The organism is Xanthomonas hortorum pv. cynarae, assembly GCF_002939985.1.
Taxonomy (GTDB): domain Bacteria; phylum Pseudomonadota; class Gammaproteobacteria; order Xanthomonadales; family Xanthomonadaceae; genus Xanthomonas; species Xanthomonas hortorum_D.
This window is the reverse complement of the sequence record NZ_MDFM01000007.1, coordinates 74,314-88,116: the sequence shown is the minus strand read 5'-3', so window position 1 is coordinate 88,116 and position 13,803 is coordinate 74,314. Positions and strand designations below refer to the sequence as shown.

The 13,803-nt window shown below is 64.6% G+C and carries 10 protein-coding genes and 2 pseudogenes; 8 read left to right on the top strand and 4 right to left on the bottom strand.

Going from position 1 to position 13,803, the window contains the following annotated elements; genetic code table 11:
* Positions 1-6: 6 nt before the first annotated feature.
* The 4 genes from XcyCFBP4188_RS06790 to XcyCFBP4188_RS06775 form a co-directional block, all read right to left on the bottom strand.
* The gene (locus XcyCFBP4188_RS06790; RefSeq protein WP_046933708.1) at positions 7-936 is read right to left on the bottom strand and encodes a S1/P1 nuclease; all 930 of its coding nucleotides are present in this window, start codon (positions 934-936) and stop codon (positions 7-9) included.
* Complete coding sequence (locus XcyCFBP4188_RS06785; RefSeq protein ID WP_006452856.1) at positions 908-1,522, bottom strand: OmpW/AlkL family protein; 615 nt, start codon at positions 1,520-1,522, stop codon at positions 908-910. The genes XcyCFBP4188_RS06790 and XcyCFBP4188_RS06785 overlap by 29 nt, the downstream gene beginning before the upstream one ends.
* A 116-nt stretch (positions 1,523-1,638) precedes the next feature.
* Positions 1,639-2,262 carry an OmpW/AlkL family protein gene (locus tag XcyCFBP4188_RS06780; protein WP_006452853.1) on the bottom strand — a complete coding sequence of 208 codons (624 nt, stop codon included), beginning with the start codon at positions 2,260-2,262 and terminating at the stop codon, positions 1,639-1,641.
* Positions 2,263-2,552: 290 nt separating this feature from the next.
* Positions 2,553-3,065 (bottom strand): SgcJ/EcaC family oxidoreductase, encoded by a 513-nt coding sequence (locus XcyCFBP4188_RS06775; protein WP_104591828.1) that lies wholly within the window; start codon positions 3,063-3,065, stop codon positions 2,553-2,555.
* A 579-nt stretch (positions 3,066-3,644) separates the two neighbouring features.
* On the opposite strand from XcyCFBP4188_RS06775, the gene gap reads away from it, so the two are divergent.
* The 8 genes and pseudogenes from gap to pyk all read left to right on the top strand — a co-directional run bounded on the left by gap (position 3,645) and on the right by pyk (position 13,471).
* Positions 3,645-4,646 carry a type I glyceraldehyde-3-phosphate dehydrogenase gene (gene gap / locus XcyCFBP4188_RS06770; RefSeq protein ID WP_006451409.1) on the top strand — a complete coding sequence of 334 codons (1,002 nt, stop codon included), beginning with the start codon at positions 3,645-3,647 and terminating at the stop codon, positions 4,644-4,646.
* A gap of 217 nt (positions 4,647-4,863) precedes the next feature.
* The gene (locus XcyCFBP4188_RS06765; protein ID WP_043909495.1) at positions 4,864-5,334 is read left to right on the top strand and encodes a hypothetical protein; all 471 of its coding nucleotides are present in this window, start codon (positions 4,864-4,866) and stop codon (positions 5,332-5,334) included.
* Positions 5,335-5,493: 159 nt separating this feature from the next.
* Positions 5,494-5,692: pseudogene (locus XcyCFBP4188_RS23755) on the top strand (hypothetical protein); the annotation flags it as partial.
* 98 nt (positions 5,693-5,790) lie between these two features.
* Positions 5,791-8,295 (top strand): annotated as a pseudogene (locus tag XcyCFBP4188_RS06760) (DUF2339 domain-containing protein); the annotation flags it as partial.
* The gene (locus XcyCFBP4188_RS06755; protein WP_006451412.1) at positions 8,292-9,650 is read left to right on the top strand and encodes a DUF3999 domain-containing protein; all 1,359 of its coding nucleotides are present in this window, start codon (positions 8,292-8,294) and stop codon (positions 9,648-9,650) included. The pseudogene XcyCFBP4188_RS06760 and the gene XcyCFBP4188_RS06755, both read left to right, overlap by 4 nt.
* A 320-nt stretch (positions 9,651-9,970) precedes the next feature.
* A complete protein-coding gene (locus XcyCFBP4188_RS06745) occupies positions 9,971-11,146 on the top strand; it encodes a phosphoglycerate kinase (RefSeq protein ID WP_104591826.1) in 1,176 nt (391 codons plus the stop codon).
* Positions 11,143-11,796, top strand: coding sequence for an HAD family hydrolase (locus tag XcyCFBP4188_RS06740; RefSeq protein ID WP_006451414.1), 654 nt, complete (start codon positions 11,143-11,145; stop codon positions 11,794-11,796). The genes XcyCFBP4188_RS06745 and XcyCFBP4188_RS06740 overlap by 4 nt, the downstream gene beginning before the upstream one ends.
* A 208-nt stretch (positions 11,797-12,004) precedes the next feature.
* On the top strand, positions 12,005-13,471 hold the full coding sequence (pyk, locus tag XcyCFBP4188_RS06735; RefSeq protein WP_043889404.1) for a pyruvate kinase: 1,467 nt from the start codon (positions 12,005-12,007) through the stop codon (positions 13,469-13,471).
* The last annotated feature ends 332 nt before the right edge of the window (positions 13,472-13,803 follow it).

Genomic DNA, 13,803 nt, shown 5'->3' with positions numbered 1-13,803 from the left:
TCCATCTCAGGGGGCGGCCAGCGCCGCATTGAGCACGGCGGCGAGTCGGTCGCCGGCAAGCCGCAATTGCGTCTCGGCGATCGGACGATAGGTAGCGATGTAGTTATCCGGCACTACATGCTCGCTCGGATACACGCCCGGCGTGATCGCGATCTTGCACGACGCCTGCGCCCAGGCAGCAGCGGGCGGCGGCAGCGCCGGAGACATTGCAGCTGCAGCCGGCAACGCCAGCAGACGTGGCAGATACGCATCGTCGCTGAGGTGGCTGTCGTTGAGCATGCCGCTGTCCCACAGCGCATGCAGGTTGCTGCCCTTGCCATCGACCTGCAGCTGGAACGTGTTGCCGCCCTTGTCGTGCGCGTAGCCGGCATGCATGGGCTGATGGATGTCGCCGACAAAATGCACCACGAACTTCAATGCCTGCCGACGCACGTCCAACGGCTGGCTGCGATCGGCAAGCAACGCGGTTTGCTGCTCGAGCGCGGCGATCACGCAATTGCCATCCGGGCAGTCGCGCGCCGGCACGTAGCCGCACTCGTGTTCGCCCAGGTTGACGTAATGCCAGGGCCCGGAGCGCTTGCCCAGATCCGGATCGTGTTCGCGCAGTTCATCGGCCCAGGTCGCGACCCCGGCCAGGCTCGGATTCGACTCGCCTGCGAGCAATTGCGCCACCTGCGCACGCGCTTGCGGCGTCAGTTCGGTTTCTGCAACGCGCGCCACCAAGCGGTGACCCTGCGGGCCCCAGGCGAATGCGGCGATGGGCTGGAGTGCCGCAACGGCGGCAGCAAGAACGACAACATAAGGGGAGAAAGTCTTCATCCCGTAATTGTACGCATCGCTTTGGGACGGTTTGATGGCCGTCCCGGTCGCACGACGGCCACGCCTCAGCGTGGCGTCTGCAATACGATCAGAAGTACACCAGGTAGGACACGCCATAGGTCAGCGGATCGATCTTCGCCTTGCCCAGCCGCGCGCCGTTGAAGTCGACGTTGCTTTGCGAGCCGGTCCAGCGCGCATCCACGCGCAAGCCGCTGCGGTCGCTGAAGATGAAGTCCACGCCGACGTGCGCGGTGGCACCCACCGAATCGTCGAAGCTCAGATCGCCATTGCCGAATGCATCATCGACGTCTTCACCGAGAAAGGTGGTGTAGTTGATGCCCACACCCACGAACGGCGAGACCGTGCCGTAGCCGTTGATGTGGTACTGCAATAGCACGCTCGGCGGCACCGACCAGTAGCTCCCCACCTTGCCGATACCGTCGAGTTCCAGATCGTGCTTGCCCGACACGGCAGCGTGCACCTCGATGCCGAGATTGTTGCGGATGAAGTATTCGTAGGTGAACGACAGCGCCGGTGCGCCCTTGATCTCGGCACGTGTGCCGCCGAAGGTGCCGCTGTCGGATTTGGGCGAGACATAGCCGGCACCGTAGCCGGTCGTCCAGTGGCCGGCCGACTGTGCAAGGGCGGGTGTGGCCGAAGCGGCCAGTGCGATGGCGAGGGCGGTACGGATCAGCATGCTCATGGAATCCCCGGTAGGTCGGACAGGCGGTCGACGTGACCAACCTGTCCGCAACTCCGGCGGTGGATGCACGTCCCTGGACGCCCAGTGTGCCAGAGATGCACCGCCCACGCAGTGGATCAGAACCGGTGCACGTACGCCACGCCATAGACCAGCGGGTCGATGTTGACCGTGCCGATGCGGTTGCCATCGAGGCTGGCTTCGGTGTCGATATCGATCCAACGCAGGTTCACGCGCAGGGCGCCGCGGTCGCTGAGCTTGTAGTCCACGCCTGCATGCAGGGCCAGGCCCCAGGAATCTTCCAGTTCCAGATCGCTGCCGGCCAGTGCGCCGCGGGTGTCGGTGCTGAAGAAACGGGTGTAATTGATACCCGCGCCAACGAACGGCGAGAGCTTGCCCTGGCTGTTGAAGTGGTACTGCAGCGAAATCACCGGCGGCAGATGCTTGGTGCTGCCGACGCGCCCCATGCCGCGGAGCGCGATGTCGTGCTCGAACGGCAGCGCAGCCAGAACTTCGATGCCCAGGTTGTCGGCGATGAAGTATTCCGCAGTGAAGGTCGGCTTGATGTCCTTGCCGACGTCTGCTTCGAGCGTGCCGCCGACCAGACGGCCGTTATCGGATTTGGGCGCGACCTGGTGGGCGCCGACGGCAACCGTCCAGTCGCCTTTGGATTGAGCCAATGCGGGGACGCTGGCAAAGCTGGCGGCCAGGCCGGCGAGCAGAAGGGTAGAGCGCATGCGCATAGAAATTCTCGTTGTGTGCAGAAGATGGAGTAAGTCTTGTGGGTTTGCCCGAGGGCTGCCTTGATCCTGATCAATCCGTTGGCGCGATGACGCTGTAGGTCAAGCAGCGGTGTGAGCAGGAGCTGGCATTGACAACAGCGGTGCGCGCCGTGGCGGTGATCGCACCGGCGCATCGCGTCTGAGGTGCAACGCGATGCGCCTGGCGCAAGCGGCAGCGGGGTAGGAACGCCGACGCTTGCGCCAGGCGCGATGGAGCGGGCAGCGAGCGGATGGCTGCAGGGATCGAGCACTTACTTGACCTTGGCGACCTTGGGCGCATCCACTTCCGGCATCGCCGAGCTGTGGTGGTTGATGATCAGCCACTTGTCGTCGCGCTTTTCGTACACGAAGGTGTAGCGCGCCTGCACCTTGCTCTTCTTGCCGTCCTTGTCGGTCAGCGTGAAGGTGTAGACGCCGGCATCCACTGCGCTGTCTTCATCGAGTACGCGCACGGTGCGGTAGTTGACGACGCCCTGCGGCTTCTTGGTCAGGAACATCTCGAAGTACTTTTCGATCTGCGCCCGCGAAGCGCGCACTTCGTTGGAGACGGTCGGCAGCAGCACACCGTCCGGTGCGTACAGATCGGCAACCTTGTGCGGGTTGCCGGTGGCCAGCGCCGCGTTCCAGGTGTCGAACAGTGCAGCCACTTCGCGCGCTTCGCCATCGGCGGGCAGCGTTGCCTTTTCGGTGTAATGCATCACGCCGCCAGCCAGCGCCGGGGTGGCGGCCAGAGCCAGAACCAGAGAGAGAAGGGTGCGACGCATGGGGAATCTCCGTTGTGATTGATGGGTGCCTCAGCAGGCAGGGCCAGTATCGAAATCCACGGAGCGCCGAAATTCTGCTGTTCGGCATAGTCTTTAGTATGCTGTATGGCGTATATCGGGTATTTCTAAGTCATTGAAAGTAAATTATTTAATGATGATTTCTGACCCTCTTTAGGTTTTGCCTGTTGTGCAGAGAGTTGTTCGTTGTGCCGAGCGTCGAGCGCTGAGCAACGCGTGCGGATGCCCATGTGAGAGCGATACGCCGGTGCCTTCTTGAAGGACACAGGCTATTGCCGAGCCCGCTGCCAGTGCGGTGCATGCTGGCGCTGGATCAGCAGGTCTCTCGCTGCAACTTGGCCGTGCATCGCGCATGCAGCGAGCGCAGATATCCAGGGTCGGCACTGCGTCTACCGGCAGTGGTTCGGGGATGCCTGCGATGGGTGCGGCTGCACCTGACCACAACGTCTTTGCACGCTGTACTGCGCAGCATTCAAGCGCACGGCTGCGCGAGTGCGACGCTGCTAGAATGGCCGTCCCTTTCCATCCGCCGCGCTGTCGCGGCCGCAGGAGCTAGTGAACATGGCAATCAAGGTTGGCATCAACGGATTCGGTCGCATCGGCCGCAACGTGCTGCGCTCTGCGGTGCAGAACTTCGGCAATGACATCGAGATCGTGGCCATCAATGACCTGCTCGAGCCCGACTATCTGGCCTACATGCTGCAATACGATTCGGTGCATGGCCGCTTCAAGGCCGATGTATCGGTCGACGGCAACACGCTGATCGTCAACGGCAACAAGATCCGTCTGACCCAGGAACGCGACCCGGCCAACCTCAAGTGGGATGCCGTCGGTGCCGAGGTGGTGATCGAGTCCACCGGCCTGTTCCTGACCAAGGAAACCGCGCAGAAGCACATCGACGCGGGCGCCAAGAAGGTGATCCTGTCGGCACCGTCCAAGGACGACACGCCGATGTTCGTGTTCGGCGTCAACGACAAGACCTACAAGGGCGAAGCCATCGTCTCCAACGCCTCGTGCACCACCAACTGCCTGGCGCCGTTGGCCAAGGTGATCAACGACAAGTGGGGCATCAAGCGCGGCCTGATGACCACCGTGCATGCGGCCACGGCAACGCAGAAGACCGTGGACGGCCCGTCGAACAAGGATTGGCGCGGTGGGCGCGGCATCCTGGAGAACATCATTCCGTCCTCCACCGGTGCTGCCAAGGCCGTGGGCGTGGTGATTCCCGAGCTCAACAAGAAGCTGACCGGCATGAGCTTCCGCGTGCCGACATCCGACGTCTCGGTGGTCGACCTCACCGTCGAACTGGAAAAGCCGGCCACCTACGCCGAGATCTGCGCCGAAGTGAAGGCGCAGAGCGAAGGCGCCTTGAAGGGCGTGCTGGGCTACACCGAAGACAAGGTCGTGGCCACCGATTTCCGCGGCGAAACCTGCACCTCGGTGTTCGACGCCGACGCCGGCATCGCCCTGGATTCCACCTTCGTCAAGCTGGTGTCCTGGTACGACAACGAGTGGGGCTATTCCAACAAGTGCCTGGAAATGGTGCGGGTTGTGGCGAAGTAAATCGCGCGCTCAGGCGACGCGTTGAAGGCCCCGGCATGCCGGGGCCTTTCGTTTTTTGTCTGTCGGAATGTGATGTGGACATGCGCCGTCACCGCTTCGTCGCCAGTACAAGATGTGGACTTTGAGAGGCTCACGTGCGCTAATTTGCGCGCACGGCGGCCGTTCCCGTGTCGTGTACGAAGGATCGGGGAACTCCATGGATCGAGAGAACATAACGATGAATAAATTTCTGGCGGGCGCATTGGCGCTCGGTGTGGTGATTGCGGTTTCGGCTCCGTTGAACAGCTGGGCGGCGAAAAAGCAGAGCGGTACGCCGGCCTGGATGAATGCCGATGGTGAAGTGATCAAGTCTTCCGATGTCGAGGCGGGCTACGGTGAGACCGTCAAGGGCGTCAACGATTACGAAGGCGAGATCACCGGCAAGCCTGCGCCGGGCAGCAAGTTCACCCAGTTGCAGATCGGCATGCCGATGAAGCAGGTGACCGATCTGATCGGGCAGCCGAATGACCAGGGTTCGTACGTGACTGGCAAGGCGTTCATTCCGTTTTTCTTCGGCGGCGACCGTTACCGGTACGAGATGGCCTACAAGGGCCAGGGCCGTCTGGTCTTCGCTGGCAAGTCGATGGATACCGGCGGCAACTTGATCTGGATCATCCATAACAAGAACGACAGCGGCTACCGCGAATAAGTTTGAAACGCCCGGTTCTCCGGGCGTTTTTTTTGGCGCGCTTGCGTACGTGCAGCCATTGCGTCCCGGAGCTGCTGACGTCATCGCGTTGCAGGGCTTTCCCCCCGGCTTGGCTGCCCAGACGCGTCCTGAGCCTGTATGGTTCGCGCATTCGGCCGGATGCCGACTCAGGGGGTTGCTGCGTTGGAAACGATGATCGGGCTGGTAGTGCTGTTTCTGCTTGCGTTGCCGGTGGGATTGGTGATCGCACTGGTGTGGATTGCCGGGTTGCGGCGACGCGTGGATTCACTGGAGCAGCGGCTTGCGCAGTGGCAGGCCAGCGGAGTCGGGGCAGGGGCCGCGGATGCGGCAGCAGTGCATACCCCAATGCCAACGCCTTTCAGGACGTGGGAGCCGCAGCAAGACGCATCCGATGTCGGTGTGTCTACATTTGGCGAGCCCGACTCGCCTCGCGCAGCAGACCTGCAAGCTGCACCGGTGTCTGTCGTGACGATGCCGCCATCATTGCCGGCAGAAGCTCCAGCGTCTTCGGCAGCGCGTAGCGCAGGCGATGCGCCGATTTCGTCCACTGCGCCTGCGCAGGCTGAGCCACAGCAGCAACCGCACTACATCCCATCCGAACCCGGCCCGATCTCGCGTACCGCAGGCGCAGTGAAGCGCTGGTTCACCGAAGGCAATGTGCCGGTCAAGGTCGGCATGCTGGTGTTGTTGGCCGGTGTGGCGTCGTTGTTGAAGTACGCCAGCGACCAGGGTTGGATGCGCATGCCGGTCGAGCTGCGGCTGGCCGGGATCAGCGTGCTGGCGCTCGCCGGCCTGGTATTCGGCTGGAAACAGCGGCTGCAGCGGCCGGGCTTTGCATTGGCCTTGCAGGGCGGCGCCATCGGCGGGTTGTTGTTGACCGTGTTCGCGGCCTTCAAGTTGTACGGGTTGCTCGGCGCAGGTCTGGCGATGGGGATCAGCGTGGTGCTGATTGCCGGCATGTGCGTGCTGGCGGTGGTGCAGGATTCGCGCACGCTGGCAGTACTCGGTGTGTTGGCGGGCTTCCTCGCGCCGATCTGGCTCTCCACCGGCACCGGCAATCATGTTGCGCTGTTTTCGTATTACGCCGTGCTCAACGCCGGCATTGTGGCGATCGCCTGGACGCGCCCGTGGCGGGTGCTGAATCTGCTCGGATTCGCCTTCACCTTCGGCATCGGCACGCTGTGGGGCGCACTGCAATACAGCCCGGCAAAATTCGCCAGTACCGAACCGTTCCTGCTGTTGTTCTTCGCCATGTATGTGGCGATTCCGGTGCTGCATGCGCGGCGTGGCGATGGCAGCGCGGGCAAGGTCATCGATGGCAGCCTGTTGTTCGGCACACCGCTGGTGGCCTTTGCGTTGCAGGCGCGTCTATTGGAAGGCGATCGATTGCCGCTGGCCTTGTGCGCGCTGGCCGTGGCGGTGCTGTATGCAGGTCTGGCGAGCTGGCTGCTGCGCCGTGCCTCCACGCGCTTGCTGGGCGAAGCGCACGCGATGCTGGCGGTGGGTTTTGCGACGCTGGCGGTGCCGTTGGCATTGTCGGCGCGCGCCACCGCCAGCGTGTTCGCGCTCGAAGGGGTGGGTTTGTTGTGGCTGGGCTTGCGGCAGCAGCGACGCATCTCGCAGTTCAGCGGTGTGGCGCTGCAGTTGTTTGCGGCGGTCGGCGTCGCCTTCGGCGTGGATGCGTGGCGTTACGACGTGATGGCCATTGCCAATGCCACCTGCATGAGCACCTTGCTGCTTGCCATTGCCGGCTGCGCCAGTGCCTGGTTCCTGCGCGATGCAGGGCAGCCACGGCGTGCGCTGGTTGCGTACGTGTGGGGGCTGGGCTGGTGGGCGTTCTGCGGCGTGCACGAGATCTTCAGTTTTGCTGGCGATCTGCGCAGCGAACCGGATCTGCTGCTGGGCTTTGTGGCGCTTACGCTGTGGATGGCGGCCGAAGTCCATCGTCGTCGCCCGGCAACGGCGTTGGTGTGGACGGTGATGTCCGGGCTGGCGCTGACCGTGCCGCTGGCCCTGTGGCAGAGCCATGCGCATACCCAGCCGTTCGCACATTGGGGCGCGTTGGCCTGGCTGGCGTTCGCCGTGGCCGGTGCACGCGCGCTGTGGTGCCTGCGCATGCAGCATGGTGCTGGCGCCGTGGCCGCGCAGTTCATCTGGTGGCTGCTGTGGCCGTTGGTGGTGTCGTTGGGCGCGGCCTGGTTGGCCGATGACTTCGTGCTCGCCAATGGCTGGCGCTGCGCTTTGCTCGCCGCGCCCTGGCTTGCGGTGGCGGCCGTGGGGCTGCTGCGTTGGCCATGGCTGGCGTGGCCGCAAGGGGCAAGCTTCGACCCTGCGCGCACCGCCTTGCTGAGCTGTGTGTTCGCTGTGCTGGGCATCGGTTGGTTGATCGTGTTGCTGGATCCGGTGAGCGCCGCGCCATTGCCGTGGCTGCCCGTGCTCAACCCGGCCGAGCTGGCGCAACTGGCCGTGCTTGCCTTGCTGGCGCGCTGGGCATGGTCCACGCGGGCACCATTGGCCTTGCAACGCTGGCGTGTGACCGCGCTGGGCGTGCTGGGCTGGGTGTTGATCACCGGCAGCACCTTGCACAGCGTGCATCACTGGGGTGGCGTGGCGTGGGATGGGTCCTTGATCAATGCCACCTTGTCGCAGACCAGCCTCACCATCGTGTGGAGCGTGCTGGGCGTGCTGGGCTGGGTGATCGGCTCGCGTCGCGGCCAGCGGGGGCTGTGGCTGGGTGGGGCGTTGTTGATGGGTCTGGTGTTGGCCAAGCTGGTCCTGGTCGATCGCCAGCATCTGGGCAACTTGCTCGGCATCGGCTCATTCATGGCCTATGGCCTGTTGTGCACCGTGGTGGGCTATCTGGCACCGGCGCCGCCGCGTCAGGCGGTTGCGGAAGAACCTGCTGTCGCAGACGATGGCGTCGAAAAGGATCAGGCATGAAAGCGAGGCAATGGGGATGGCTGCTGCTGGTGCCGCTGATGGCGCAGGCGGCCGATGTGCGCCAGGACTATCGTCAGCAATGGCCGTTGCAGGTGACCGGCTCGGATGCCGGCATGTACCAGCTGAGCTTGAACGATGCGCTCTATCGCAGCGCCCATGACGCAGCACTACGCGATGTCACCGTGATCGATGCGCGTGGCGAGGAAGTGCCGAGCGCATTACTCGCCGTGGACGCAGCGCCAGCCGTCGCGCCACGCCGGCAACGCTTGCCGTTGTTTGCATTGCCGGCGGGTGCGGCGCCTGCCAACGGCGATCTGCAGCTGATTGCCGAGCGCGATGCCAGTGGCGCGGTGCGCCGGCTGGAAGGCCGCTTTGCGACCGGCACATCGGCAGCAGCGGGCGCCGGCGGCAGTTGGCTGATCGATGCCAGCGCATTGCGCGATCGTGTGCGTGCGCTGTGGCTGGACTGGGACGGCAACACGCCGGTGCAAGCCCAACTACGCGTGGAGGGCAGCGACGATCTACGCGACTGGCGCGTGCTCGCTTCCGACGCCACCGTGATGGCGCTGGACAATCAGGCCCAGCGCCTGCAGCAACGGCGCATCGCATTGGACGAGGGCGCTCGTTATCTGCGCATCGTGCCGGTGTCGGGCGAGTTGCCGGCCTTGCGTGTGGTCGATGCAGAACTGGACGGCATCGCCGCGCCCACCCACTCGCACTGGCTGGAGCTACCGGGCACTGCGCAGGACGCAGCCGTGGTCTACGTCCTGCCGGGGCGCTTTCCGATCACTCAGATCGATGTCGGCGGTGGTCAGGCCGAAGCGGTCGAATGGATCGTGGAAAGCCGCGATGCCGACGATGTGCCGTGGCAGCGTCGGGCCGGGCCGTGGTTGGCCTATCGTCTGGGTAATGGCGCTGCGGCCGCCTCGCCGCCGCAAGTGCTGTCCGCACCGGTGCGCGACCGTCAGTGGCGGCTGCTCGCCGCACAAGGGCGCAGCACCGCAGTGCCGACCCTGCGTGTGGGTTACCAGCCGGAGCGGGTGATGTTTCTCGCGCAGGGCCAGCCGCCATACGCAGTGGTTGCCGGCAGCGCGCGTGTGCAACGTGGTGAAGCGCCGCTGGCCTCGATGCTGCAGGCGCTACGTCGCGAGCGCGGTGCGCAGTGGCAACCGGCCCGGGCCAGCGTCGCCGCGCAGGCACAGCCGCTGGCTGGCGATGCAGCATTGCAGCCGGCCACCACGCCGCGCGACTGGAAGCGCTGGTTGCTCTGGGGCCTGCTGGTCGGCGGCGCCTTGCTGGTCGGCGGTTTCGCAGTGAGTCTGCTGCGTAGCTCGGCGGCCAATCGCAACGCCTGATAACGAGGTGCGCCGCACGGCGGTTTGCCGCTGCGGCGCGAAGGTCCGACAATGGGCGTCCCCCGTCGCCAAGGCATCCGCATTGCCCGTCGTCTTCGACCGACCACCGTCCGCGTCGCCAGCCGTGTTGGCAGCGACATGCGTGACAGGCAATGTGCGATCCCAGCGATCTGCACGGGGACGCAACGGCAGCGTGCAACGGCTACCCCAACCAAGCCACCTACCTGCGCAGCGCGCAGAAGTCAGCGCTCTGCGCACTGGCGGCTTCTTCGATTCCCCATTCCTGATTCTCCATTCCCCAGACCTAGCGAGCTGACCCCATGTCCATTGTCCGCATGACCGACCTCGATCTCTCCGGCAAGCGCGTGCTGATCCGCCAGGATCTCAACGTGCCGATCGACAACGGCCAGATCACCTCCGAACAGCGCATCACCGCCTCGGTGCCCACCATCAAGCTGGCGCTGGAAAAGGGCGCCGCAGTGATGGTGACGTCGCACCTGGGCCGCCCCAAGGAAGGCAGCTGGACCGAAGAAGATTCGCTGGCGCCGGTGGCCGCGCGCTTGAGCGCGCTGCTGGGCGTGGACGTGCCGCTGGTGAGTGACTGGATCGACGGGGTCGAGGTGGCGCCGGGCCAGGTGGTGCTGCTGGAAAACTGCCGCATGAATGTCGGCGAGGGCAAGGACGACGAGACCCTGTCGCGCAAGTACGCCGCGCTATGCGATGTGTTCGTCATGGACGCGTTCGGTACCGCGCATCGCGCGCAGGCCTCCACGCATGGGGTGATCCGTTTTGCCCCGGTGGCCGCAGGCGGTCCGCTGTTGATGGCCGAGCTCGATGCGCTGGCCAAGGCGCTGGACAACCCGGCCAAGCCGCTGCTGGCGATCGTGGCCGGCAGCAAGGTCTCCACCAAGCTGGAGCTGCTGTCCAACCTGGTCAACAAGGTCGACCAGCTGATCGTCGGTGGCGGCATCGCCAACACCTTCATCGCCGCAGCCGGGCATGACGTGGGCAAGTCCTTGAACGAGCCGGACCTGATTCCCACCGCCAACCAGATCGTGGCCGATGCCAAGCTGCGCGGCGCGGAGATTCCGTTGCCCACCGATGTGGTGGTCGCCAAGCAGTTCCTGCCCGATGCGCAGGCCACCGTGAAGTCGCTCGATGCCGTGGAGGCCGACGATCTGATTCTGGATATCGGCCCGCAGACCGCCAAGCGCTACGCCGAGCTGATCGCCAGCGCCGGCACCGTGGTGTGGAACGGGCCGGTGGGCGTGTTCGAATTCGAGCCCTTCAGCCATGGCACCGAAACCCTGGCGCGTGCGATCGCCAGCTCCAAGGCGTTTTCGATTGCCGGCGGTGGCGACACCCTGGCGGCCGTGGACAAGTACGACATCGCCAAGGACGTCACCTACATCTCCACCGGCGGCGGCGCGTTCCTGGAGTTCCTGGAAGGCAAGACCCTGCCGGCGGTGGCCGCACTCGAGGCGCGCGGTAAGTGAGTGCAGCCACGCTGTTCTTCGATCTGGATGGCACCCTGGTCGATTCGGAACCGGGCATCGTCGGTAGCATCGTGCATGCCTTCGACGAGGTGGGCCAGCCGCGTCCGTCGCCGCAAACCCTGCGCGCCTGGATCGGCCCGCCGCTGCGCGACAGTTTCACCGAATGCTTTCCGGATGATCCGGAGCTGGTGCAGCGCACCTTGGCCGCCTACCGCGCGCGCTACGACGCGGTGGGCTGGACCGAACTCAGCGTGTTCAACGGTATCGGTGAGGTCGTCATCGACCTGCAGCGCGCCGGCCATCGCCTGGCGGTGGTCACCTCGAAGAACGAGCGCTACGCGCGCCGTATCGTCGAGCATCTGCCCTTCGGTGCGTGCTTCGAGAACGTGATCGGCGCCAGCGAAGACGGCGAGCGTCGCTTCAAGCCGGACCTGATCGCCGAAGCATTGCGCCGTTTGCAGATCGAAAAAACCGGCTGCGTGATGATCGGCGACCGCCGCATGGATATCGATGGCGCTACTCACCACGGTATCCATAGCATCGGCGTGTTGTGGGGCTTCGGCGACGAAGCCGAACTGCGCGCCGCCGGTGCCGCTGCGATCGCACATAACCCGGCCGAGTTGCGTGCATTGATCGACGCAAATCATTGACGCTTGCAAAGTCTGTTCTTCACCGCCGCCGCGTTAGGGTGGCAGCCCACGGTTTCAGCCCGCAGCGCGTCAGCGTGGTGCGGAAAGCGTACGTACTGTCCCGCACTGTCTTCAGGACATGCCGGAATGCAAGGGTGGCTATGCCGCAATGCCATCCTTGGTACGTGACGCGTGTGTTAAGTTTCGCGGCTTTTACAGGGAGGCCATCATGAAAGAACGTCAACGCCGCACCAAGATCCTCGCAACGCTCGGACCGGCCACGGATCCGCCCGGTGTGCTGGACGCTTTGTTCAAGGCGGGCGTCAACGTGGTGCGCCTCAATTTCAGCCACGGCGATCCGTCCGGCCAGGCCAAGCGTGCGGCCGAAGTCCGCGCCGCTGCGGTACGTGTCGGTGCCGAGGTCGGCATCCTGGCCGACCTGCCCGGCCCGAAGATCCGCGTCGAGCGCTTTGCCGAAGGCAAGATCAAGCTGACCACCGGCGCACGCTTCGACCTGGTGGCCGACCCCAATGCACCTGCGGGCGACCAGAATCAGGTCGGCGTCAGCTACCTCGGCCTGCCGCAGGACGTGGCCGCGGGCGATGTGCTGCTGCTCGACGATGGCCTGGTGCAGCTGCAGGTCACCGAAGTGCAGGGCCAGCGCATCGTCACCACCGTGCTCAACGATGGCGTGTTGTCCGATCGCAAGGGCTTGAACAAGCAGGGCGGCGGGTTGTCGCTTGGCGCGCTGACCGAGCGCGACAAGGAGCTGATCGGCATCGTCGCCAAGATCGGTGTGGACTTCATCGCGGTGTCGTTCTGCCGTAATGCCGAAGACATGAACGATGCACGGCGTATCGCGCGTCAGCACGGTTGCGATGCCGCGCTGGTGTCCAAGATCGAGCGCACCGAAGCGATCGAGAACCTGGTCGAAATCGTCGAAGCCTCCGACGTGGTGATGGTGGCGCGCGGCGATCTGGGCGTGGAAATCGGCGATGCCGAATTGCCGGGCCTGCAGAAGAAGATCATCCGCGAGTCGCTGGCGCAGAACAAAGTGGTCATCACCGCCACGCAGATGCTGCAGTCGATGGTGGAAAGCCCGATCCCGACCCGCGCCGAAGTGCTCGACGTTGCCAATGCGGTCATCGACGGCACCGATGCGGTAATGCTCTCGGCCGAAACCGCGGCCGGTGCCTACCCGGTGCGTGCAGTGGAAGCGATGGCGCGCATCTGTCTGGGTGCCGAGCGCCAGTTCGAATTCGACACCGACTTCGAAGCCGCGCAACGCAACCTGCAGCGCGCCGACCAGGCGATCGCGATGGCCACGATGTTCCTGTCCGAGCACATCGGTCTGGCCGGTGTGGTCGCGTTGACCGAATCCGGCGGCACGCCGCGTTACCTGTCGCGCTTCCGCTCCAACATGCCGATCTACGCGTTCACCCGTCACGATGGCGCGCGCCGCCACATGGCGATGATGCGTGGCGTGTTCCCGATCAGCTTCGACAGCCGCGGCCTGACCCCGCGCGAAGCCGCACGTGCGGCGATCCGTCTGCTGGTGGAGAACGAGCGCATGGGACCTGGCGACCGCGTGGTCTTTACCAGCGGCGAGCATATGGAAACCCACGGCGCCACCAACACCTTGCGCCTGCTGGAAGTCGGCGAAGACGGCCGCGCCAGCGGACTGGGCGAGCTGTAGTCACGCCTGTTTGGTGATGACGCAGCGCGCGTGCGAAACGCGCGCTGCGTGGTGATCGCGAGGACAAACACAACGGCGGCCTGTGGGTCGCCGTTGTGCTGTGTGGCATGTCCGGGTGAGGTTTGTTGCGGAACGTTTGCGCATGCAAGACGCCAGACAAGACCCATGCGCGCATCCGCCCGATGCGCGGCCACCGGCATCGTCGGCATGCGTGCACATCGCGATGCACATCGCGATGCGCGCCGCGCCACACATCCTGTCATGCAGGACAGGTGTAATCGGTTGCAGACATTCCGTGAAGGAATGTCTGCGACTTTCGTCGCTATACTTTC